A 22,331-nucleotide genomic window follows, 5' to 3' on the forward strand; every position below is an offset into this window, starting at 1 on the left:
ATGGGCAGATGCACAATATGATGATTATGGATAATGACACGCACTAAGAATTTGTTTCAAATTTCAATTATGAAGAAAGCTTTCTCAAGGAAAGCTCAAGGAGGAAATACCAACATGTTGAATAGCCCTTACAGAATCGGTAACCTAGGAAACCAAGGCATGGCCCCGCAAGTCCCTTACGGATATCCTTATCCGGCTTATCCCGTTCCAACAACGGGTGCGAATAAACCTGCACCAAGCGGAACTGCATTTCCGCCTGCTGGAACTGCTTTTCCACCGGCCGGAGCGGCATTTCCACCTGCTGGGGGTCTGCAAACCGGTGTAAATGTACCAGGTCTTCTCCCAATGGAAGAATCTTATATCGAGAATATTCTCCGTTTGAACCTTGGTAAAATGGCTACAATCTACATGACATACGAAAATAACTCGCAATGGAATGCCAAAATTTTCAAAGGCAAACTGGAGGCAGCTGGCCGCGATCATATTATCATCAGCGATCCAGCTACCGGTATGCGTTTCTTATTGCTCATGGTGAATCTAGACTACATTACATTCGACGAGGAACTTCAGTATTACTATCCATACTCTGGCGGCGGACCTGGCCAACAGAGAGCATAATTAGATCACACATAAAGCCGTTTGCTCTTTCGTTAGAGCAGCGGCTTTTTTTGTCATGTAGAGGTCACTTCTGTGAAATGCCACATATGCAGTTTGCGCAGGCCGCCTTCAATCCACTCTTCCCATACGGCTTGATGTGAAGCATTTTCGTTTCCATGCAAGCGTTCTTGTTTCAATGAGAGATACTCCTCATAGGTAACTTTCTTCCAAATTTCCACAAAAAGCCCTGCCTGATCCGTTCCCTCCAGCAGTTCAAATCGCCCTTCCCGCCGCTGCCATTCCTGCATATAGATGAGAAAAGAGTCCCGAAAGGCGGGTTTTATGGCATACTCTACAAAAACTTTGAACATTTTTAGATCTCCCTCTGATTTATTTTTTGCTCCAAAATGGTAAACTAATAAAAAGACGGAAAAATGACCATGCTTACAAGGATAAATGATTCCGTCGTCTTATAAGGACGAGCGCGTTTATCAAGGTTGATGCGAAGCAAAAGTATAAAACTTATACTTTCTTATCAACTAAAGTAAGTTTTCCTACGGAAAACTCAGCCCATGCTTACGAAGAAAATTTTCTACGGAAAATTCTTAGGAGGAAACCCATTTGGACACAGGTACTCATCTCGTAATTGGTTTAGGGTTAGCGGGACTGTCTCAAATTGACCCTAGCGTTTCTGCGGACACAGCGGCAACCACTGCGGTCTTCATAGGAACTGTTATTGGCTCACAGATTCCGGATGTGGACGGGCTGCTCCGTTTTAAAGGGAACGCCACTTACATTCGAAATCACCGCGGTCGTTCTCACTCTTTGCCAGCTTTACTTTTATGGACGCTGCTGATCACTGGAGCTCTTGCTCTTTTCTTCCATGGAATCCCCTTGCTGCACCTTGGTATGTGGGTAGGAATCGCCGTTTGTTTTCACGTCTTCACAGATTGTTTCAACACATATGGTACACAAGCGTTCCGGCCATTCTCTGAAAAGTGGGTGTCATGGAACATTATACACATCTTTGATCCCTTTATCTTTTCAAGCCACATCGCAGCTATTTTCATGTGGTCTTTCCATGTCGCCAGTCCAAAGCTGGTATTCCCGACTTTGTACGGGGTTATCGCCCTCTATTACATCTGGCGCTCTCTGGACCATTACATCGTAGAAAAAGGGCTTTATCGCAAAGACCCCACTCATATGCCTGGGGATAAATACACACTTATTGTAACATTCAACCTCTATGTGTGGAACGTAGTGAAACGAAGAACAGACGGCACCTTCCAGTTGGGTGAACTGAAGAATTCGAAGCTTAGGTGGATCGACACTGTCAAATGTGAAGAACATCCAGCCATCGAGGTGTCCAAGAGTCACGAAGACATCCAAGCCTTACTCTACTTCTCATCCTTCACCTGTGCAGAAGTGAAAGAACATCGTTGGGGGTACGAAGTAAGGTGGGCTGATGTGCGTTATCGACACCGGAAGCAGTATCCTTTCGTCGGTGTTATCCTGATGGATCACAATTTCCAAACACTTGATTCTTATGTGGGCTGGGTGAATGACACTAGGCTTGAAAAAAAGCTAAAAGTGGATCTTTATTAGAAAAGAGGCGCGCTAACCAAACGCGTCTTTTTTACGTTTAAAAAAGACATACAAAAAGCCCAGAGGGTTTTAGGCCTCTGGGCTTTATTGTTACGTAATCGGGAAAGCTATTAACGAGTCAGGTTACCTAGCTGCGAAAGCCAGATTGTCCTGCCAGCGTTTGCTCAGCAATTTGCACCAAGCGACGAGTAATGTTACCCCCGATTGCACCAGCATCGCGAGTAGCCATATAACCCATGTAACCATCTTGAGGAATTTGGATGCCCAGCTCTTGAGCTACCTCATATTTCAATTGATCTAAAGCTTGATTGGCTTGTGGAACTACCAATGTGTTGCTGCTACGATTTTGCGCCATAAGGATCAGACTCCTTTCAGTCAGCTATAATCTTTGATGTATTTGCAAGCTTGCAAAGATAGTATGTGGAGGAAATGAATTTATATGCACAGCGATCAAAAAAGTTTAAAATAAGAAGACACTGTTCAATCTTCTAGAAAGTAGGTCACGTACATGAGCAAACCACTAGCTCTTCTTTTCGCTGTTATTGGCACTCTGCTGCTCGCCTCCATCAGCTTATTCATTGCCCTCAGGCAGCCTTGGATGATCCTTGCCTGTTCCATCATCTCCTTAGGCTTTATAGGATATGGATTTGCAGTTAAAGCGAAGATTCGCAAGAAAAATACACGGTCTTAACGAAAGCTTTAACAACTATCGTCAATAAGAGAAAGAGCCCAAATAGCTGTACTAGCTGTTCGAGCTCTTTTTTGCTTTTTATATAACGACGAAACCCATCCGCTTCTTCACTTCGAGCAGGGTTTGATCAGCCACCTCAGCAGCTTCCTGCGCACCTTTTTTCAAAATGTCGAAAATTTCACCCGAGCTGCGAATTTCACGATAGCGTTGTTGGATCGGCTCAAGAACGGCCACAAGATGCTCAGCTAGATCCTTTTTGAAAGGTCCATAGCCTTGCCCATCGTATTTGGCTTCAATCTCAGCTAAGCTCATCTCTGCAAAGTGGGAGTAGATCGACATCAAATTACTAACCTCCGGCTTGTTTTGAGGATCATACTTTACCTCACGGCCAGAATCGGTGACTGCTCGACTAAGCTTCTTACGGATGACATCAGGCTCATCCAGCATGGCAATGTAACTGCCGGCATTTGGACTGCTTTTGCTCATCTTTTTGGATGCATCATCCAAAGACATGATTCTCGCACCGATCTCAGGCATATAAGGCTGCGGCATGACAAATATTTCACCAAAACGGTTGTTGAAGCGATTCGCTAAGTCGCGCGTCAACTCCAAATGCTGCTTCTGATCATCTCCGACTGGAATAAGGTCCGCATTGTATAACAGAATGTCTGCTGCCATAAGGGATGGATACGTAAATAGGCCTGCACCAACAGAATCCTTACCTTCGGATTTGTCCTTGAACTGTGTCATACGCTCAAGTTCTCCCATATGCGTCAGCGTCGTCATGATCCAGCCGAGCTCAGCGTGCGCATGAACATGGGATTGTAGGAAAATGGATGCTTTTCTAGGATCTAGTCCCGCAGCAATATAAAGCGAAGCAATGGACTCTGTTTGCTCCTTCAGAGCTGCCGGTTCCTGAGGAACCGTGATGGCGTGCAAATCGACGACCATAAAATAACAGCGATGCAAATGCTGCAGCTTCACATAATTGCGCAGTGCGCCAATATAGTTGCCAATCGTCAGCTGTCCGCTGGATTGCATACCGGATAATACTCGTTTCATTGGATAATCCCTCCAGAATTCTTAACTTCTTATGGTCTAAAAAAACAACAAAAAGGCCTCTCCCCGCAAGGGACGAGAGACCGTGGTACCACCCTAATTTGTCCGTGAACAATTGTTCAATAAGACCTTCAGGCTCTGATAACGGGGAGCTTCCGTTTGGCATACTTGACAGATGAGGATGTTCTCCGGCCTAGGTTCCGGCAACCTGCATACTGTGTTCAGCCTCATGCTCAAGGATCCATTCGGTTTGCTTGTTTCACCGGTTCGCACCAACCACCGGCTCTCTGAGAAACGGAAGACAAACTTACTTGTTCCTATCATCGCGAATTGATTTTATATCATTATACACCCTTACAATCCATTGTCAATCAAGGACATTGTCCTATCTGAACCTGCATGTACATAGGATAGATCATACTAGCCTTTCCATGGATAAAATAACTCCGCGTCCTTCAGGGACGCATCAACGGACAAAGGGGTGTCAACGAATTGCCATCGACTCTATATCGCTGGAGCCTTCCTATCTCCACGGTGATTTGCGCGTTTCTCCTCATCTTAATCGTGACAACGAGAGAGCTTCCTCCTACGGGTTTGGTCTTTTATGAAAGCAAGCTCGTCTTTACAGCATTCATGGATATTTTTCTCGACGCTTTGCCTTTTATGTTACTTGGCGTCCTTCTATCCACGGTCGTTGAAAACTTCATTCCTGAAGCGTTCATCAGACGCATGACGCCGCGGCACCCGTTAGGAGGCATCTTATTTGCCTGCGTTCTTGGCATCATGTTCCCACTCTGTGAATGCGGAATGATTCCTTTCGTTCGTCGGCTCATGCGGAAAGGAATGCCTGTGTACATAGCTGTCATCTTCATACTAGTCGGGCCGATTCTGAATCCCATTGTCTTCGCCTCGACATTCATGGCTTTCCGCGGCGAGCCTTCGATGGCATATTCGCGAATGGGGCTTACATTTGGCGTTGCGCTCATCGTAGGACTGCTGCTGACACGTTTCCTGAAAGGTAACCCTTTACGTCATCCTATCGAAAATCAGGCAAACACACTACACCACCACCGGGGTTCCAGCCCTGGACATCACGCTGACCTTATTCACGCTTACGACAACAATCACGATCACGACCATCATCATGGGCATAACCATAATCATCATCATAAACACGATCATGATCATCATCACGGCCACAATCATTCGCACGACGGTGGTCGCATGATGGTTATGTTCAGCCACGGTACGACCGAGCTGTTCGAAATGAGTAAGTACTTGATGCTGGGCGCCTTCCTAACCGCTCTTATCCAAACATTCGTCGCCCAAGACAGCTTATCTGCGATCGGTCAGGGACCTTTCATTTCACATGTGTTCATGATGGGCTTTGCCTACCTGCTCTCGCTGTGCTCCACAACAGATGCTTTCGTGGCTGCCTCCTTCGCCAACTCCTTCTCTCCAGGCTCCTTATTGGCTTTCCTTGTGTTCGGCCCGATGATCGACGTCAAAAGCACGCTGATGATGCTCTCCATCTTTAAAGCCCGCTTCGTGCTGACTCTCTCCATCGTCGTCGCGGTTACGGTGTTGGCGGGATCATTGCTTTTAATGCGTTTCTTTTTAGTTTAAAAAAAAGGAGCTCGCCACTTATGGCGAGACTCCTTTTTGATATTAATAATTAAAACTTCAGAATGGCGCCTGCACTAGCATTTGTCACCATTTTCGTATAACGCGCCAAATATCCGGTTTGGATTTTCGGTTGGAACTCTGTCCAGCTCTCGCGGCGTTTCGCGAATTCTTCATCGCTGATTTGCAGTTCGATTTTGCGGCCGTCCATGTCCACATCAATGATGTCGCCATCATGTACGAAAGCGAGTGGCCCGCCCTCAGCGGCTTCCGGAGAAATATGACCGATGGAGATACCACGGGATGCGCCGGAGAAACGTCCGTCCGTAATTAACGCAACCTTCGCGCCAAGACCCATACCTACGATTTGGGAAGTAGGAGCCAGCATTTCCGGCATACCAGGTCCACCCTTCGGACCTTCGTAGCGGATAACAACGACATGGCCTTCTTTAACATGACCGTTCGCAATGCCGTACAAAGCTTCGTCTTGCGAGTTGAAGCAGATAGCTGGACCAACGTGACGTCCGCCAACGGATTTATCAACTGCACCAACTTTAACGATACTACCCTCAGGAGCAAGGTTACCGAACAGTACAGCTAGTCCGCCTCTTTCGCTGTGCGGGTTCGTAATTGGACGAAGCACTTCATGGTTCAGAATTTCACAGCCCGCCACATTTTCACGCAACGTTTTGGCAGTTACTGTCATGCGGTCACCGTCAAATGCACCCGGCTTTTTGAGCAGCTCGTTAATAATTGCACTTACACCACCAGCCAGATGCACATCTTCAATGTGATAATCGGAAGCTGGAGCGATTTTTGCTAAGTGAGGTACACGTTCTGCCACTTCGTTAATGCGTGAAATCGGGTACTCAATACCCGCTTCTGCCGCGATAGCCAATGTGTGAAGAACTGTGTTCGTGGAACCACCCATTGCCATGTCGAGAGCAAATGCGTTATCGATCGCTTCGATCGTAACGATATCACGAGGCTTGATGTCTTTTTCAATGAGGACCATCAATTGTTTCGCACAATCTTTCACGAATTGCTTACGCTCTTCAGCAACAGCCAGAATTGTACCGTTACCCGGCATAGCTAGACCAAGGCCTTCAGCCAAACAGTTCATGGAGTTCGCTGTAAACATACCGGAACAAGATCCGCATGTCGGACAACCGTATTGCTCTAACTCTTCTAGACCCGCTTCATCTAATTTACCAGCTTGGAAAGCACCCACGCCTTCGAATACGGAGGATAGGGAAATGGATTTACCGTTTTTATCTTTACCGGCTTTCATCGGGCCGCCGCTCACTAACATCGTAGGGATGTTAACGCGAAGGGCACCCATGATCATACCCGGTGTAATTTTATCACAGTTAGGAATACAGATAAGGCCATCGAACCAGTGAGCATTAACTACCGTTTCCAAGGAATCCGCAATAATCTCACGGCTTGGCAAGGAATAACGCATACCAATATGCCCCATCGCAATGCCATCGTCAACACCAATTGTGTTGAATTCGAAAGGAACCCCGCCTGCTTCACGGATCGCTTCCTTCACGAGTTTACCAAACTCTTGCAAATGAACATGTCCAGGAATAATGTCTATATAAGAGTTACAAACCGCAATAAACGGCTTGCCGAAATCTTCCTCTTTAACGCCGGCTGCACGCAGCAAACTGCGATGCGGAGCACGGTCGAATCCTTTTTTAATCATATCGCTTCGCTGTTTTGGATGAGCCATTCTCAATTCCTCCTAGATTTCATTTCTTTTGAGAAAACAATGAATCTATCATACCACACTTCTCGTAAAATTTCTGCCTTTAGTATGATAACGCGTCAATGTAACATCAAACATACCGCTTTAGGCTTTGCGTCGATTCAAATGAACGAAAGTAATGGCCAAAGCCAGCACCAGCACCCCGCCTTTGACAATATCAAATCCGAAATAAGGCACATTCAGCATCGTAAGTCCATTGAGCAATACGCCAATCAATACAGCACCAAAGAAAGTCCCTATGACATTAGGCTTCCCTGCACCTAGCACAGAATACCCGACGAACACCGAGGCAACAGCTTCCATCAGAAGCGGAGCACCGGCATCAATCTGTCCTGAACCGACACGAGAAGCATACAAAATACCTCCGAACGCTGCGAAAATACCGGACAGCACATAAGCTGCTAAGCGGATTTTGTTAACAGAAATCCCAGAGAGACGTGCTGCCTCCCGATTTCCCCCCGTAATGTAGAGCTGGCGCCCCCAGCGGGTGTACGTCAGAAAGACATGCACAACGATTACAGCCACAATCATAAGAACAACAGGCACAGGTACACCAAGGAGCTTTCCTTGACCGATCCAAAGAAATTCCGGCGTAAACTTCCCTTTTGCCACCGTGCCGTCTTGGAATCTCATATTATTATAGATGGAAAAGCCTTTCGTATACGTTTTTTGCACGCCACCGATGATGTACATCACCGCTAGAGTAGCAAGTAAATCCGGAATGCGAATTTTTACGATGAGCCATGAATTTATGAGTCCGATGATAGCTCCTATAATAAGAGGAACGATAATAACCAGAATGAGAGGCTGTTGGTACCAAACCATCAAAGCCGCCGCAGCCACCGTTGATAGTGAAACCGTTGAGCCTACGGATAAATCAAAGCCGTCTACAATTTGAGATAACGTGACCCCTATAGCAACAAACATCACTATCGATATCGACCTTAAAATGTCCGCGATGTTGTCATAAGTCATAAAATTTTCATTGATGATCGAAAAGACGATAACCACCAACGCAATAATGAACAAAGCGCCGTATTTAAACGTAAAATCCAAACTTCTTTCCTTCATGCTATTCAGCCTCCCCCGCACTCGCATACGTTAAAATGAGATCCTGCGTCGCTTCCGCACGGGAGAGCTCCTTCACCACAGAACCATAGCTCATTACTAAAATGCGATCGGCAATTCCTATAATTTCATTCAGCTCGCAGGATAAATAAATAATGCCTTTACCTTCCGAGGCCAATTGACCGATCAAGCGGAAAATATCGCTTTTCGCGCCAACATCGACCCCTTTAGTCGGCTCGTCAAACATGTAGACGTCGGCATTCGTCGGCAGCCATTTGCCCACGGCCACCTTCTGCTGGTTGCCGCCGCTTAGATGCTTCACAACGCGATTCGGATCGCCGGGCTGCACGTCAAGCTGCTCCACCATCTTCGCCGCGTGCAAACTCTCTGCGCTGCGCTGCACGAAGCCAAGCGAGCTCAGCTTGCGCAATATCGGAAGCGACAGATTGTGCTTCACGGTCTCCTCCACGAGGACGCCCTGCTTGCGGCGCTCCTCGGGCACGAGCGCGATGCCGGCGCGCACGGCATCCTCTGGCTGGCGCAGCGCGAGCTTGCGCCCGGCGAGCCACACCTCGCCGCCGTCCGCGGCGTCGGCGCCGAAGATCAGCCGGCTCAGCTCCGTCTTGCCGGCGCCGACCAACCCCACGACGCCGAGGATTTCGCCTCGGCGGAGGGCAAAGCTGACGCCGCGCACCTTGGTGCCGCGGCGCAGCCCTTTCACCTCGAGGAGGGTATCGCCGATTGGAACATCGGCTTTGGGGAACTCCTCGGTGAAGGTCTTGCCCAGCATCGCCTCAATGACTCCGGCGATGTCCATGTCTGCAGCCGCCTGCGTGAGCACGTGGCGGCCGTCGCGCATGATCGTGATCCGGTCAGCGACGCGGAACACTTCCTGCAAACGGTGGGAGATGAAGATAATCCCCACCCCTTCGCGCTTCAGGCTGTCCATGATCTGGAACAGCCGCTCTGACTCCTCCAGACTAAGCGGTGCTGTAGGCTCGTCGAAGATGATGATCTTGGCCTTGTGCGCCATCGCTCTAGCGATAAGTACTAGCTGCTTCTGTGAGATGCTCAGCTCGTCCACCTTGCTGCGGACAGAGAACGCAGCCCCGATTTTTGCTAGAATTGCTTCGGCTTCCCGATGCAGCTTTCTCCAACTGACCCAGGCCCCGCCTTGAACCATTTTATCCATCATGACATTTTCGGTCACTGTAAGCCCAGCTGCTAAGGCTGTGTCTACTTCTTGATAGACGCAATAGATACCTTGGTTCATTGCTTCCTTAGGCGTCTGTATGTTGAGAGACTGGCCGTTTATTGAAATTTGCCCCGTATCATGGGTATAAGCGCCGGATAAAATCTTCATCAAGGTACTCTTTCCAGCACCGTTAGCCCCGAGCAAGGCATGAATTTCTTTGTTTTGCAGGTCAAAATTAACCTCCTGCAGCGCCTTCACGCCTGGGAACGATTTGGAGATGCCTCTCATATGCAGCAAAGACCCGTTGTCAACCGACATCATCATTCACCTCTCATCTCAATCTGAAAGTCCCATCGCATAATAACGATGGGACCGCATTGGATTACACTATTTTTTTTCTGCCGCTTTCAACCAGTCCGTATAGCCTTGTTGGCTTCCGCCCCAGCCTTTGACGTATTCGCTAAGCTGTGTTGTATTTACTTGCTTGTCCTTCGGCAGTTGGTCTCTGGATACATAAACAGGCTCCAATACCACTTTCTCAGGCGTTTGGTCACCATGCAGCTTCTGATAAAGGTAACGCACTTGTACGCGACCGATATCTTTCGGATCTACCGCAGCAGATGCCACCCATGGGCTTTTCGGATCTTGCAGCAATTGCAAGTCTTCATCACTCAGGTCAATCCCGTATACTTTAATTTCTGTACGTCCTGCTTGTTGAATCGCACGGGAAGCGCCTTTCGCAAACTCATCCCAAGCTGTCCATACCGCTGTGATATCACCTTTGTTCGGGTATTTCTTCAGAATCGCTTCCATTTGCGTTTGTGTATCTAACGCAGGATCTTTAGCTGTACCGAATGCAGCTACTTCTTTAATGTCTGGATATTTCTTTTGGAAAGCTTGGTAGGCCAATTGTCTGCGTTCCATCGGTGCAAAGCCGGCTACCCATACTTTCACGATGTTCCCTTTACCGCCAGCATCCTTCGCAAGCTGCTCTAACGTAGCTTCAGCCATCTTCTGATCGCCTTGCTCTAAGGACGTAACGCCCGGAACAGAAAGAATCGAATCGAAACTTACGACTGGAATTTTCTTTTCTAGTGCTTTCTTCACGCCTGCTTCCAACGCTTCCGCTGTTCCGTGATCGATGAGAATACCATCGAATTTCTGATTAATCGCTGCATCCAGATTGGATGACATTTTCGCCAGATCCGTATCAGCAGCGAATACCGTTACCTTACCGCCAAGCTTCTCTACTTGTTCCTTCACACCTTCTACATACTGAGATGAAAATGTACCTGTATTGAATTGCATCACGAGTGCAATTTTCTTTCCGCTTAAATCTGCTGCTTTAGCTGCGTCAGTCGCTTTCGCGCTTGCAGCAGGTGTTGCCGAAGCGCTGCTGCTCTCTTTTTGTCCGCAGGCCGCAAGCAAGCTTCCTACTAAAGCCAGGATGATGAATAAACCGCCTAATTTCGTTCTTTTCATGAGTTACCCTCCCGATCTAATGCATTACTCTATTTCCTATCAACTCTATCAAAAATTATACCGAGTAATTTAATAGGAATTACTGTATATTAGCATTGGTAGGATTTCCCGTCAATACATTTGATGATATTTTCTCTTACATTTCGACTTTTTTTATTTCCTTCCAAAATCAGCCTTGATTTCTCCCCATTTCCGCGTATCCCACTTCATAATTTTATTAGTATAAGCGTTCGTTTTGAGCCATTTCAACGCCCGATCAACTAATGTCCAAATTTCTTCTGTGGAAGCATCCCTAACTAGATTAGTGGAAACCTCTTTTTTACGTATCCAGCTCAAAGCTGTGACTGAATCGGTATAAATGGTTTTATTACTGCCTAGCTTCTGCAAATAAGCGAGTCCGTGAACGATAGCAAGAAACTCACCTAAATTATTCGTCCCTTTAGAAATAGGGCCTTGATAGAAAATAATCTCACCCGTCTTCGTATCGACACCTTTGTATTCAACAATTCCTGGATTCCCCGAACAGCCAACATCGACGGAGATACTGTTATAGTCGACTTCAGGCGCCGTCTCAGGTGTAGCTGACTTGCCCGTAGAAGTTGCAGCTGTTCCCCCTTTTCCAGAGAAATTCAGCGACTTCTGCCACCCCTTCTCCAGTGCTTGACGTGCCTCCAGCTCCGATTCATACGATTTAAATCTAGCTTGCGGATAACCTTTGGTCTGAGCCTGACAATCAGCCCATGTACGGTAGATCCCTGGTTGATGTCCTACCCAAACAACATAATATTTCACTGCTGACATCTTATTCACTCCGTAATTGTTGATGTATTTGATGTACAAGATCTTCGATAACTTTCACTGTATCACCGAAATAAGGCCGATAGTCCAAATCTTTAATAAACGCAAGATAGGTTTCACCTACCTCCATAACCTTCTTGCTGTACTCCAAGCTAGGGATCATATGCGTTTCAAGCTCGCGATATGTTCCATTAGAGCGCTCCTCAACGGATGCGAGTTCCACTTGTTCATCCGCCAGATGACGCACAACGAACGAAAAACCTCTACACTCCGGATCTCCGCAGCCGCATACAAAGAACGGCATTCGCTCCCATTGATCCGCTGGCGCAAAACGATTCGGCGCGGTATCATGCAGGGCACTATACAAGAACGCAGGAAGCCCCACATCTACACACAATGGCTCTTCAATAATAATACTATCGTCCACCGCCATGAGGACATCTGCCTGAATAATTTGTAAATCTTTATCTAGGGACCAGCCCTTTATGGATATATCAAACATAACTCCTGCCTCCGCTCTCCCATTTATTCGGTTTTCTCATTATAGCAAAGACTGTGCGTTCCTGCTTTTAAGGTTTATTTTTATGGTGATAATTTCCAGTTTAGGTGATGAGTATAATTCCTAAAAAAGATTATACTACCATTACTGGAGGTGATATCAGATGGCATCAGGACAATCTCGTAGCAGCAATCAACTAGTTGTTCCACAAGCTACGCAAGCTCTAGACCAATTGAAGTTTGAAGTTGCTCAAGAATTAGGCATCCAAATTCCTCAAGACGGCTACTACGGCTACATGGCTTCTCGTGATACAGGAGCAATCGGTGGAAACATCACTCGTCGTCTCGTGCAAATTGCTGAACAGCAACTTGCTGGCGGCGCAGCCGGTAAATTCAGCAGATAACAGTTTTCCCTATACTTAAGTAAAAAAGGGCTTTCTTTTAAGTAGCAACTACTTGGAAGAAGCCTTTCAATTTTTTAAAGGATAAATTTTGTATAACAGAAACTGTCGATTCATGCACTATGCCGACTAACCACTGGTAGACTTGCCTCCAAAGTTTGATTCTAGAATCTTTCAGCAGCTTTGTGAGGGTAGACTGGGCTATAGTGGATACCAATGTTGTAATTCCTACAACAATTCGCACAACAAAAGGCTATTTTGCAACTTGAAGTTGCATTTCATACAACATTTCGAGCTCATTTGCTGCTAAATCGCCTATATGAGGCCCAATTGTTGTAGCATTATGCAACAATGAAGGGAGAAAGGCGGGATCCAGGCAGCGATTGTTGCACTTTTTACAACATCATTTCAAAAGAGAATATGGATCCGTTCATCAGGCAACCTCAGTGTGCATAGATGGCGAGCGATTCTGATTTAAGAAATTTCCATGTAGAACAAGATTAGATGAGTGATTGGATGAGTGATTGGATGAGTGTATCGACGGTCCTAAATCCCTATTCCTCCAACAAACAAATACAAACAATATACCAGGGACTCATAGTCACTTACCGAATGATTAACATATTCACTATCTCACTTTTCTTAGCAATAATCCGCAGCTAACTAACCTAAATTAGGTTAGTTTCGTCACCTTTCCCCCTGGCCCAAAATAAAGGAAGCCCATGCAAAAATGCATAGGCCTCTTACAGATCCGTATATGCGAGTTGTCGCATACGGTTCCTCCGAGATTATCCCCTCGGGGGATGATATTCATAGTAAAACAGCCGCAGCCGCATCGTCTATATCCCGAATCAGATCCTGCGGATCCTCAAGACCCACGTAAAGGCGGACAATGTGCCGTTCCTTATCTCCGCTCCGTATCACATTTACGTTGACTAGACTTTCAAATCCTCCCCAGCTAACACCAATTTTGAAATACTGGAGTTTTGTCGCCCAAGCCTTCAGCTTCTCCAACGGTTCATACGATTCGAACGAGAATAAGCTGCTGAAACCTATTAGCTGCTGAAGCGCCAATTCATGCTGCGGATGTGTAGGGAGTCCTGGATGGTGAACGTGAGCAGCGTAAGGTTGGTTACTAATATGCTCGGCTATGAGCATTCCGCTGCGCTGATGGCGTTCCATTCTAAGCGGAAGTGTCCGCAATCCGCGCATCACTAACGACGCTGTTTGTGGCGTCATGATACCACCGAAAAGCATATATTCCGAATTGCTAAGTCGATTCATGAGTTCCATTGAACCAATGACAACCCCGCCTAAGCAATCACTATGTCCGGATATATATTTCGTTATAGAATGGACAACCAGATCAATACCTAACGTAATCGGCATTAGGTGACATGGTGTAGCCCATGTGTTATCGATGATGGTCTTGATTCCCTTGCTCGCGGCAAGCTGAGCACACGCACGCAAGTCTTGAAGCTCGAACGTCATCGTTGTCGGACTTTCCAAATACATCAACTTCGTATTTGGCTTGATAGCTTCTTCCCAATTGCTGAGTTCGGTTCCGTCAACGAAACTCGTCTCTATACCGAACTTGACCAGGTACGATCCGAGAAACTCGCGCGTCGGACCGTAAGCGTGATTCACGCATACAATGTGATCGCCTTGCTGAACAACAGAAAGAACTGCCGCTGTGATGGCCGCCATCCCCGAAGCGAAGCACTTCGCGTCCTCGCCGCCCTCCATTTTGGCTAGCTTCTCCTCCAGATTACGAACGGTCGGATTGTTGCCGCGCGAATAGACGTGATGCCCTAACACATTTTGCATAGCCAGATCGAATTGCTCATGAGTTTCGAAAGCGAATAAACTGTTTTGATAGACGGGGATGTTAATCGCCCCATGGTGTCGAGTATCGTACGGGTCATGTGCCGCCTTGGTGTAAAGCGAATCCCCCGATTGATCTTTATTCATAGATGTTTCTCTCCGATCCGAAATTTGCTGCTTAGCCTTTCACTGCGCCTTGCGTGAGGCCTTCTACGATAAAACGCTGCGCGAACGCGAACAGAAAGACGGTTGGAATGACGGACAAGACGGTGCCTGCCGACATGGCGCCCCAATCGACGTCATATTTGAGAATAAGTGAGTTCAATGCTACAGGCATCGTCTTAAGTAGGTCGTGATCGATGAACATGACCGCCATAAACAACTCGTTCCAGTTCTGCACGAATGCGAAAATAAAAGTCGAGGCGATCCCTGGCATCATGATTGGCACGATGATCCGGATTAGGGCAACAAGCCGCGAACATCCGTCGATCATCGCCGCCTCTTCCAGACTGGCAGGTATGCGTTGAAAGAAGCCACGTAAAATAATGGTTGAGAATGGTATTAACCCTACCGTGTACATGAGTACAAGAGCGATTCTAGAATTAATTAAATCCAATTGCGTCATCATGAGGTAAAGTGGTCCGAGCGAAATGAAACCTGGCAGCATCTGTGTCGCGAAAAATGCCAACATAATTTGCCGATGTCCACGAAATTGAAAACGGGCAAGCACATAAGCACTCAAGACGGAAATCACAATAACAATAAGTGCTGATGAGATAGCTACCAACAGGCTATTACCGATATAGACATGAAATTTGGATATTTTAAAAATGTTGACATAATTGTCGAACGTAATATTCGTCGGCCAATATTTAAGCGGATATGTGAAAATTTCGTTTTGGGGTTTTAATGAAGTAATCAAAATCCAATATAGCGGGAACACCATGATTACTAGATGAAGCGCTAGAAAAAACACCTTGAATGGACCTATGAATTGTAAGCGCGTCTTCATGGTTAGAAATCCCCCATCTTTTCAGATTTGGTTACTGATAAGTAAAACAACGTGTAAAGCAGTAAAAGCACGATCATGACAACCCCGATTGCGGATGCCGCGCCGTAATCCCCAGCGTAAATGATTTTATCCAGCATTAATGAAGATAAAATATGCGTACTTCCTGCTGGTCCACCGTTGGTCATGCCGTAGATGATCGTAGGATCGTTAAAGATCCAGATGACCCGAAGCAGCGTAGTCGTAATGATCGTCGGTAAAATGTAGGGAAGCGTAACGCTAAGCAGCTTGCGCGCCTCGCTCGCTCCGTCCATCTCGGCAGCTTCGTACAGCTCGGAAGGCACTGATTGCAGCGCTGCGAGCAGCATAATTGCAAAAAATGCGATGCCGTACCATACGTTCGCGATAATGACGGAGATCATTGCCCATTTGGGATCCGACAAGAACCCGATCCGCGTTTCGATCAAACCGGTTTTGAGCAAAAGATCGTTGATGACGCCGATTTGTGAGTTGAACATCCATTTCCAAATCATCCCAATCAGAAAGCCCGAAAGCGCCCAAGAGTAAAATACTAACCCTTGGTAAATCCCTCTACCCCGGAATTTTTTGTTCATTAACAGCGCAAGCGTCAGCCCAATGAGAAATTGAAATACTAAGGAAAAAAATACCCAGTACGCACTGTTCGTCAACGCAGTCAGAAACTTCGGATCCTTGAATGCATCCCGAAAATTTTGCAAACCGACAAAATGGACATTTCTAAGATCAAACAGTTTGTATTCTTGAAATGCCATGATGCCGCCCTTTAGGAACGGATAATATGTGAAAATAAGGACCAGTAATAGAGCGGGGAGCAAACCAAATAAGATGAACGGCTGCCGACTCTTCATTAGATGCACCACCTCATATAGAAAAATGGTAATGGGCAGCGAATCGCCACCCATTACGAAGGTTAAACGCTATTTTTTCTTCGACTTTTGATCCATCCAATAAGCGTCCCATTTCTTCAGAACGTCGACGACAGTGAACTTACCGAGCAAATACGCCTGGCCAGACTCCATGCTCGCTTGATTCCATTGACCCGTTCCCGGATATTGGAATGGCGGCTTGTAGTTCATGAATACGTCCGGCTTGTTGGACATATCCAGCAACGTTTTGTAAGGACCTGTTTTGAAGTACTCGTCGTTTGCCGCAGTGGTGTGAATCGGCACTAAGCCGTACTTTTTACCAAACTCGGTATTCTGCCCAGGATTAGACAAGAAGGCGATCAACTTGAAGGCCGCTTCTTTGTTCTTGGATTGGGATGCGATACCCCAGCCAGCCCCTCCAGCTTGAATGAGAGCCTTGCCGCTTGGTCCCGTTGGCATTGGTGCCGTCGCCCATTGTTCCGGCTTCATTTTCTCCTGTATCGTCTGAATGACGTCCGGATCTTGCAGCAGCATGCCGGTTACACCAGAGGTGAACGCCTGTACCTGTTCTTGGAAGCCCCAGTTGACAGCATCCGAAGGTGATGCTTCTTTATAAATTTTCATATATAATTCGATAGCTTGCTTAGCTTCTGGTGATGAGTAAATCGTATTGCCGCTCTTTAAGAACTGCGCATCTTCCAAATTCACCTGATCTCCGTTATAAGCGAGTACCATCTGATCAGTGATGCCCGCAGACCCCATACCGCCTCGGAACGAGAACCCGTAACGGTTCTTAGCTGGGTCGGTTAGCTTCTTGCCTGTTTCATATAGTTCTTGGTAAGAAACTGGCGGTTTCAAGCCTTTCTCCTCAAACCAGTCTTTGCGGTAGAATAATTGACGCTGGTATAAGCCGTTCGGAATGAAATAGAGTTTATTGTTATTCGTTGCAATCGACTTGGCCACAGCTGTTACTGTACCGAAGTCTTTCCAAGTACCCGTGTAAGTATCGAGCGGATCAATGTACCCGTTGTTCACATACTCCGCGATGTTCAAATCTCTTACTTCTAGAACGTCTAGTTCTTGTTTAGCTGCAAGCATAGTTCTGATCTTGTTATCCGCTTGATCGAACGGAGGCGAGATGAGATCGACCTTAATTGTCGGATTCTCTTTCTCGAATTGGGAAATCATCGCTTTGAGAATGTCGGTCCGTTTCGGGCTCGTCAAGCTCTCGATCATATGAACGGTAACCACTTTACCAGAACTTGCACCGGCACCCGCTTGATCGCTATTGCCTTTCGCATCACTTTTTGCAGTGTCCGTATTGCTGCCGCAAGCTGCGAGCAACCCCATTAGCATCGTAGATGCAACTACTGTTGGCCATACTTTACGCATTTGTTTTCCCCACATAAGAAGATACCCCTCCTCGGTTGCGATTAAATTATGATGTATCATCCAGTCATCCTGTCTGATAGGTTGATCATAATTGATACCGCTTTCTCCGTCAAGTAAAAAAATCGACATTTTTTTTAATAGGTTTTGATCAGTTTCTCGATGCAATCCATCATTTGATGAAACTCGCTTGTCGCTCTTTCTGGGTCATGCTGGGAAATCCCCTCGTAAATCGTATGATGGAAAGGATAGGTCTCGTCAAATAAACGCTTCTCTCCAAGCGGATCGTTGAAAAACTTTTGATAAAGGCCGCTCATGGAGTTAATGACACTTTCCAAGATCGGATTACCTGAAGATTTAATGATGTGTTGGTGAAAAGCAAGGTCGATTTGCGAGGTATCTTTCCCGCTTTCTTTCAGCCTTTTATACTCATGTAAAATTTTCTCCAACTCTTTCAATTGATTAGCATTGATATTCCGTGCGGATAGCTCCACCGCTTTACCCTCGAGTGCCCGACGCACATCAAGTATGGAAAGTAAGAACTTCTTCTCGTTCTCCACCTTCACTTTGCCGGTGAAACGAAACGTATCAACATCGCGCACAAAAATACCCTTGCCGTTCTCAACACGAACAATATCAACGGCTTCCAAATAACGCAGAGCTTCCCGCAAGGACGAACGGCCAACGCCAAACATCGCGGTTAGTTCTCCGGCGGAAGGCAGCTTGTCTCCCTCTTTCAAAGCATTTTCCTCAATATATCGTTGAATTTCTTGTGCAACTAGTTCATGAACATTGTATTTCTGAATTTTCGGCATCGATTTTTCCCCTTATCTTCGAACCTGTGTACCTATCAGACAGGTGAATCATAGTATGAATTCTATGAAGTTGTCAAGCCGTGTGAACGAAGTCTTTTCGTTTGATATTTGCTGAAAGCAGCTCAAAAGCATGAAAAAGGGTTAAATTGTTGCACAACATACAACAACCATGAGTTTCTAAGAAGAAATCCAGGAAATTGTTGTTCGCCGTCAACTTGCCTTGCTAATTCTTCATTCAAAAAAATCAGCAAACGAAAGGCTAGGAAAACATAGTTATTACTTACCAAAAAAATAGAAAGGACTGCTCACAATAAGCAGTCCCTTCGTTTTAAGGCTTAACTTGATATAGGTTATACAAATCATCCAGCATAATGTTAGCCGCTTTGACACCGCCGGCAGTATTCCAAGTCGCATCATTCACTTTGATTAACTTATTTTCTTTAACCACTTTAAGATTTTTCCAGAGCGGGTCATTCATCCATTCCTGCTCTTGCTTGGTCCCTTTGCCATCACCGGTCTCATAGGTAAAATAAAACACTTTATCCGCAGCATCAAGCTCCGTTAGACGCTCCTTGGTAATGTCTTCGAACGATTTTTCATCACTCTTAGGATCCGAACGAACCATACCGATTTGTTTAAAAATAACACCCGTGAACATATTGCCGTAATAGTATCTGGTTTTGCCGCCCATGAAACGAACGACAGCCACTTTCTCTTTCAGCTTATCGCCTGCTTTGCTTTTGAAATCCTCAATGCGCTTATCGAAAGCTGTGATGACTTTATCGCCTTCGGCTTTCTTATTTAACGTATCGGCATATAAGCTGAAGTTACTTTTCCATTCACCGCGCAGCGTCTCCGAGTATATCGTTGGAGCAATGGCTTTTAATTGATCGTAGACTTTCTCATGACGCATCTTATTGCCAATGATTAAATCGGGTTTAAGCGATGCGATCAACTCCAAATTCGGCTGTGATTCACCACCGACTGTCGTCACACCCTGCATATCAGCTTTAATATGATCAAACCATGGGCTTCCATAATAAGACTCAACCGCACCAACCGGTTTAATGCCTAACGCGAGAAGTGCTTCCGTTCCTTCATTGGTCAAAATGACAACCCGTTTTGGATTCGCCGGTACGGCCGTTTCTCCCATGGCATGTTTAATGGTTCGAGTACTATCCGCCTTCGCTGATTGTTGAGGTGCTGCAGATGCCGAAGACTGTGAACTTGGCTTATCTCCACAAGCCGTCAAAACAACGGACAAAACAAACATAAGTGCAATAAGAGCCCAAGCTCTTCCTTGTTGACGATTTCTTTTTCCAAACATATAAATGAGTTCCCTCCATGCAGTCAATTAATGATAACGATTATCATTATCTATCACATACTACTAAATTTATCACCTGCCTGTCAATATATATTGATAATGATTATCATATTCGTTGACTTCGCTAGTCAGACTCATTAAAATAAATGAAGCAGCATTTAAGGAAGCAGGCAATCATTCATGAATAACTCAAGCTTTTCAAGCAAAGAACGTCTCTACCATTTCTATAAAAGTATTGGATTACTCGCGGCTTGCTGTTTGTTGGCTGCAATGATGCTCAGCAGCGTTATGTTCGGACTACATACGTATTCATGGGATCAAATTAGGACCTCGTTTGCGCAAGCCGCCGAACCAACAAACGAAGCTATCATCATCCAAACCGTACGCATCCCAAGAGCCTTAATAGCAGCGCTAGTAGGGGGAAGCTTGGCTGTTGCAGGCGCTCTTATGCAAGCTATTACACGGAATCCGCTGGCTTCTCCAAGTATGTTCGGCATTAATTCAGGCGCTGCCTTTGCCATTGTCTTATCCGTTGGATTTTTTAATGTTTCCAGTCTTACACAGTTTACATGGATTGCATTTCTCGGTGCTGCATTTAGCTCTGCCCTTGTCTATGGACTCGGTTCCTTAGGCCGCGATGGTTTAACACCTATGAAAATTACGCTCGCGGGCTCAGCAATGACGGCATTTTTCGCTTCGCTAACTCAAGGCATTTTGCTTGGGAACGGTAAAGCGTTTGACCAGGTCTTATACTGGCTTGTCGGATCTGTCGAAGGACGGACTATGGCCATGCTCCAATCCGTTTACCCTTATATACTAATCGCTTGGATTGGCGCTATATTTCTATCACCGCACATCAACATATTATCTATGGGGGATGATGTAGCCAAAGGGCTTGGACAACGCACCGTATATGTAAAATTCATTACCGCAGTAGTGATTGTCATTCTTGCCGGAGGCTCAGTTGCTGTTGCGGGTCCGATTGTTTTCGTAGGGATTATCATACCGCATATCGTTCGCTTTCTTGTTGGAATCGATTATCGCTGGGTCATTCCGTATTGTGCGGTTCTAGGCGGCATTCTTTTAGTTGGAGCTGACATTATAGCTCGTTTCATTGTTATGCCTAAGGAAGTTCATGTCGGTGTAGCGACAGCCATTCTCGGAGTACCCTTCTTCATCTATATCGCTCGCAAAGGGGGACTTCTGAAATGAGTCATTCCCATCGTTATGTCACCATTCGAAAAAAAGGCTTCTCGTATCTGATCAGTAAGAAATCTCTGATTGTTTCTCTTTTTCTGCTCCTTGCCGTCATCATCGTGATGATTCTAAGTACCGGAATTGGAAGCATCTATATCAAACCTGCTGAAGTCGTTCGCGCTGTTTTTGGTTACGGGACTGATCCAAACACGATGATCGTAAGGACTTTGCGTCTACCTAGAGTCATTGTTGCTGTCCTGATTGGTGCATCGCTTGGTGTAGCCGGAGCCATTTTGCAAGGCATTGTACGAAATCCATTAACCTCGCCGGATACGATTGGTACAACGGGCGGGGCTACACTTGGAGCTGTTTCTTTTTTCTTTTTTTTCTCAGATAAAATCAGTATTCACTGGCTGCCAGTTGCCGCTATTATTGGCGCTTTCGCCGCTACATTACTTGTCTATTCACTCTCATGGAAAAATGGAATCACGCCTCTGCGGCTTGTCTTGATTGGGACGGGACTTACAGCTGCGATGAGTGCACTCTCCTATCTCATGCTGCTTTCCGGACCGATTATTCTGGCTAATCAATCTCTGACCTTTATGACAGGCAGTATTTACGGAGTTTCCTGGAAAAAAGCGGTTTACCCGCTCTTACCATGGGTCTTGTTATTAATTCCCATCATCTTCTTGTATGCGCGGCACATTACCATACAGTCCTTGGGTGAAGATATCGCCCGTAGTGTTGGAAGCAACGTTCAACGTCAACGCTTCCTATTGATCATCCTTAGTGTTGCACTATCAGGGGCTGCAGTCGCCTTTGGGGGTGCGATCAATTTCATTGGTCTCATGGCTCCGCACATTTCCCGAAAGCTCGTAGGACCTAGCTTCGGCGCGCTTATCCCAGTGTCCGCGTTGACAGGTTCCCTACTTTTATTGTTAGCTGATTTAGCAGGACGCTTCTTATTCAAACCGCTCGATATTCCGGCAGGTGTATTCACAGCAGCTATCGGTGCCCCTATCTTCATCTATGTGCTATATCGCAGTAGAAATCGCGGTTAACAACAGCGGTTTT

22 protein-coding genes and 1 other annotated feature are annotated in these 22,331 nt (G+C 46.1%); of the genes, 7 read left to right on the plus strand and 15 right to left on the minus strand.

What is annotated here, in order from left to right; translation table 11 throughout:
• Positions 1-114: 114 nt before the first annotated feature.
• Positions 115-618, plus strand: coding sequence for a spore coat protein GerQ (gene gerQ / locus QFZ77_RS34345; RefSeq protein WP_307447480.1), 504 nt, complete (start codon positions 115-117; stop codon positions 616-618).
• Positions 619-671: 53 nt separating this feature from the next.
• On the opposite strand, the gene QFZ77_RS34350 is transcribed toward gerQ, so the two are convergent.
• Positions 672-968 (minus strand): hypothetical protein, encoded by a 297-nt coding sequence (locus QFZ77_RS34350; RefSeq protein ID WP_307447483.1) that lies wholly within the window; start codon positions 966-968, stop codon positions 672-674.
• Positions 969-1,218: 250 nt separating this feature from the next.
• Between QFZ77_RS34350 and QFZ77_RS34355 the strand changes: the two genes are divergently transcribed.
• A complete protein-coding gene (locus tag QFZ77_RS34355; RefSeq protein WP_307447485.1) occupies positions 1,219-2,202 on the plus strand; it encodes a metal-dependent hydrolase in 984 nt (327 codons plus the stop codon).
• Between the two features lie 127 nt (positions 2,203-2,329).
• Here QFZ77_RS34355 and QFZ77_RS34360 read toward each other — a convergent pair whose 3' ends face one another.
• The gene (locus tag QFZ77_RS34360; protein ID WP_056829533.1) at positions 2,330-2,557 is read right to left on the minus strand and encodes an alpha/beta-type small acid-soluble spore protein; all 228 of its coding nucleotides are present in this window, start codon (positions 2,555-2,557) and stop codon (positions 2,330-2,332) included.
• A 153-nt stretch (positions 2,558-2,710) separates the two neighbouring features.
• Between QFZ77_RS34360 and QFZ77_RS34365 the strand changes: the two genes are divergently transcribed.
• Complete coding sequence (locus tag QFZ77_RS34365) at positions 2,711-2,893, plus strand: DUF5325 family protein (protein ID WP_307447488.1); 183 nt, start codon at positions 2,711-2,713, stop codon at positions 2,891-2,893.
• 78 nt (positions 2,894-2,971) lie between these two features.
• Here QFZ77_RS34365 and trpS read toward each other — a convergent pair whose 3' ends face one another.
• Complete coding sequence (gene trpS / locus QFZ77_RS34370; protein ID WP_307447491.1) at positions 2,972-3,955, minus strand: tryptophan--tRNA ligase; 984 nt, start codon at positions 3,953-3,955, stop codon at positions 2,972-2,974.
• A 65-nt stretch (positions 3,956-4,020) separates the two neighbouring features.
• Positions 4,021-4,285, minus strand: a binding site (T-box leader).
• A 159-nt stretch (positions 4,286-4,444) separates the two neighbouring features.
• On the opposite strand from trpS, the gene QFZ77_RS34375 reads away from it, so the two are divergent.
• Entirely contained in the window at positions 4,445-5,578 is a 1,134-nt protein-coding gene (locus QFZ77_RS34375) for a permease (RefSeq protein WP_307447494.1), read from the plus strand.
• Positions 5,579-5,627: 49 nt separating this feature from the next.
• Here QFZ77_RS34375 and ilvD read toward each other — a convergent pair whose 3' ends face one another.
• From ilvD to QFZ77_RS34405, 6 genes are all read right to left on the minus strand, one after another.
• The gene (gene ilvD, locus QFZ77_RS34380) at positions 5,628-7,313 is read right to left on the minus strand and encodes a dihydroxy-acid dehydratase (protein ID WP_307447496.1); all 1,686 of its coding nucleotides are present in this window, start codon (positions 7,311-7,313) and stop codon (positions 5,628-5,630) included.
• A gap of 120 nt (positions 7,314-7,433) precedes the next feature.
• Entirely contained in the window at positions 7,434-8,420 is a 987-nt protein-coding gene (locus QFZ77_RS34385) for an ABC transporter permease (RefSeq protein ID WP_307447500.1), read from the minus strand.
• Position 8,421: 1 nt separating this feature from the next.
• Positions 8,422-9,930 carry a sugar ABC transporter ATP-binding protein gene (locus tag QFZ77_RS34390; protein WP_307450062.1) on the minus strand — a complete coding sequence of 503 codons (1,509 nt, stop codon included), beginning with the start codon at positions 9,928-9,930 and terminating at the stop codon, positions 8,422-8,424.
• A 69-nt stretch (positions 9,931-9,999) separates the two neighbouring features.
• Positions 10,000-11,094 carry a sugar ABC transporter substrate-binding protein gene (locus tag QFZ77_RS34395; RefSeq protein ID WP_307447503.1) on the minus strand — a complete coding sequence of 365 codons (1,095 nt, stop codon included), beginning with the start codon at positions 11,092-11,094 and terminating at the stop codon, positions 10,000-10,002.
• Positions 11,095-11,247: 153 nt separating this feature from the next.
• Positions 11,248-11,895: a ribonuclease H gene (gene rnhA, locus QFZ77_RS34400; RefSeq protein ID WP_307447506.1), complete on the minus strand. Its 648-nt coding sequence runs from the start codon at positions 11,893-11,895 to the stop codon at positions 11,248-11,250.
• Position 11,896: 1 nt separating this feature from the next.
• Positions 11,897-12,394, minus strand: coding sequence for a hypothetical protein (locus QFZ77_RS34405; protein WP_307447508.1), 498 nt, complete (start codon positions 12,392-12,394; stop codon positions 11,897-11,899).
• A gap of 160 nt (positions 12,395-12,554) precedes the next feature.
• Here QFZ77_RS34405 and QFZ77_RS34410 point away from each other — a divergent pair, with 160 nt between their 5' ends.
• Entirely contained in the window at positions 12,555-12,794 is a 240-nt protein-coding gene (locus tag QFZ77_RS34410) for an alpha/beta-type small acid-soluble spore protein (RefSeq protein WP_307447511.1), read from the plus strand.
• Between the two features lie 807 nt (positions 12,795-13,601).
• Here QFZ77_RS34410 and QFZ77_RS34415 read toward each other — a convergent pair.
• The 6 genes from QFZ77_RS34415 to QFZ77_RS34440 all read right to left on the minus strand — a co-directional run bounded on the left by QFZ77_RS34415 (position 13,602) and on the right by QFZ77_RS34440 (position 20,060).
• The gene (locus QFZ77_RS34415; RefSeq protein WP_307447514.1) at positions 13,602-14,762 is read right to left on the minus strand and encodes a trans-sulfuration enzyme family protein; all 1,161 of its coding nucleotides are present in this window, start codon (positions 14,760-14,762) and stop codon (positions 13,602-13,604) included.
• Between the two features lie 31 nt (positions 14,763-14,793).
• Positions 14,794-15,627 carry a carbohydrate ABC transporter permease gene (locus tag QFZ77_RS34420; RefSeq protein ID WP_307447517.1) on the minus strand — a complete coding sequence of 278 codons (834 nt, stop codon included), beginning with the start codon at positions 15,625-15,627 and terminating at the stop codon, positions 14,794-14,796.
• 2 nt (positions 15,628-15,629) lie between these two features.
• Complete coding sequence (locus QFZ77_RS34425) at positions 15,630-16,511, minus strand: carbohydrate ABC transporter permease (protein WP_307447521.1); 882 nt, start codon at positions 16,509-16,511, stop codon at positions 15,630-15,632.
• A gap of 69 nt (positions 16,512-16,580) precedes the next feature.
• Positions 16,581-17,936, minus strand: a complete 1,356-nt coding sequence (locus QFZ77_RS34430) for an ABC transporter substrate-binding protein (RefSeq protein ID WP_307447524.1) — start codon at positions 17,934-17,936, stop codon at positions 16,581-16,583.
• Positions 17,937-18,055: 119 nt separating this feature from the next.
• Positions 18,056-18,733 (minus strand): FadR/GntR family transcriptional regulator, encoded by a 678-nt coding sequence (locus QFZ77_RS34435; RefSeq protein ID WP_307447527.1) that lies wholly within the window; start codon positions 18,731-18,733, stop codon positions 18,056-18,058.
• A gap of 328 nt (positions 18,734-19,061) precedes the next feature.
• Complete coding sequence (locus QFZ77_RS34440) at positions 19,062-20,060, minus strand: ABC transporter substrate-binding protein (protein ID WP_307447529.1); 999 nt, start codon at positions 20,058-20,060, stop codon at positions 19,062-19,064.
• Between the two features lie 180 nt (positions 20,061-20,240).
• Here QFZ77_RS34440 and QFZ77_RS34445 point away from each other — a divergent pair, with 180 nt between their 5' ends.
• Together QFZ77_RS34445 and QFZ77_RS34450 are read left to right on the plus strand one after the other, a co-directional pair.
• Complete coding sequence (locus tag QFZ77_RS34445; protein ID WP_307447532.1) at positions 20,241-21,272, plus strand: FecCD family ABC transporter permease; 1,032 nt, start codon at positions 20,241-20,243, stop codon at positions 21,270-21,272.
• Positions 21,269-22,318, plus strand: a complete 1,050-nt coding sequence (locus QFZ77_RS34450; RefSeq protein WP_307447534.1) for a FecCD family ABC transporter permease — start codon at positions 21,269-21,271, stop codon at positions 22,316-22,318. Before QFZ77_RS34445 ends, QFZ77_RS34450 begins: the two co-directional genes overlap by 4 nt.
• The last annotated feature ends 13 nt before the right edge of the window (positions 22,319-22,331 follow it).

This window comes from Paenibacillus sp. V4I3 (assembly GCF_030817215.1).
GTDB lineage: Bacteria > Bacillota > Bacilli > Paenibacillales > NBRC-103111 > Paenibacillus_E.

Coding starts and splice junctions, on each gene's coding strand:
- gerQ (WP_307447480.1), top strand. CDS start 115: ATGTTGAATAGCCCTTACAGAATCGGTAACCTAGGAAACCAAGGCATG.
- QFZ77_RS34350 (WP_307447483.1), bottom strand. CDS start 968: ATGTTCAAAGTTTTTGTAGAGTATGCCATAAAACCCGCCTTTCGGGAC.
- QFZ77_RS34360 (WP_056829533.1), bottom strand. CDS start 2,557: ATGGCGCAAAATCGTAGCAGCAACACATTGGTAGTTCCACAAGCCAAT.
- QFZ77_RS34365 (WP_307447488.1), top strand. CDS start 2,711: ATGAGCAAACCACTAGCTCTTCTTTTCGCTGTTATTGGCACTCTGCTG.
- trpS (WP_307447491.1), bottom strand. CDS start 3,955: ATGAAACGAGTATTATCCGGTATGCAATCCAGCGGACAGCTGACGATT.
- ilvD (WP_307447496.1), bottom strand. CDS start 7,313: ATGGCTCATCCAAAACAGCGAAGCGATATGATTAAAAAAGGATTCGAC.
- QFZ77_RS34385 (WP_307447500.1), bottom strand. CDS start 8,420: ATGAAGGAAAGAAGTTTGGATTTTACGTTTAAATACGGCGCTTTGTTC.
- QFZ77_RS34390 (WP_307450062.1), bottom strand. CDS start 9,930: ATGTCGGTTGACAACGGGTCTTTGCTGCATATGAGAGGCATCTCCAAA.
- QFZ77_RS34395 (WP_307447503.1), bottom strand. CDS start 11,094: ATGAAAAGAACGAAATTAGGCGGTTTATTCATCATCCTGGCTTTAGTA.
- rnhA (WP_307447506.1), bottom strand. CDS start 11,895: ATGTCAGCAGTGAAATATTATGTTGTTTGGGTAGGACATCAACCAGGG.
- QFZ77_RS34405 (WP_307447508.1), bottom strand. CDS start 12,394: ATGTTTGATATATCCATAAAGGGCTGGTCCCTAGATAAAGATTTACAA.
- QFZ77_RS34410 (WP_307447511.1), top strand. CDS start 12,555: ATGGCATCAGGACAATCTCGTAGCAGCAATCAACTAGTTGTTCCACAA.
- QFZ77_RS34415 (WP_307447514.1), bottom strand. CDS start 14,762: ATGAATAAAGATCAATCGGGGGATTCGCTTTACACCAAGGCGGCACAT.
- QFZ77_RS34420 (WP_307447517.1), bottom strand. CDS start 15,627: ATGAAGACGCGCTTACAATTCATAGGTCCATTCAAGGTGTTTTTTCTA.
- QFZ77_RS34425 (WP_307447521.1), bottom strand. CDS start 16,511: ATGAAGAGTCGGCAGCCGTTCATCTTATTTGGTTTGCTCCCCGCTCTA.
- QFZ77_RS34430 (WP_307447524.1), bottom strand. CDS start 17,936: ATGTGGGGAAAACAAATGCGTAAAGTATGGCCAACAGTAGTTGCATCT.
- QFZ77_RS34435 (WP_307447527.1), bottom strand. CDS start 18,733: ATGCCGAAAATTCAGAAATACAATGTTCATGAACTAGTTGCACAAGAA.
- QFZ77_RS34440 (WP_307447529.1), bottom strand. CDS start 20,060: ATGTTTGGAAAAAGAAATCGTCAACAAGGAAGAGCTTGGGCTCTTATT.
- QFZ77_RS34445 (WP_307447532.1), top strand. CDS start 20,241: ATGAATAACTCAAGCTTTTCAAGCAAAGAACGTCTCTACCATTTCTAT.
- QFZ77_RS34450 (WP_307447534.1), top strand. CDS start 21,269: ATGAGTCATTCCCATCGTTATGTCACCATTCGAAAAAAAGGCTTCTCG.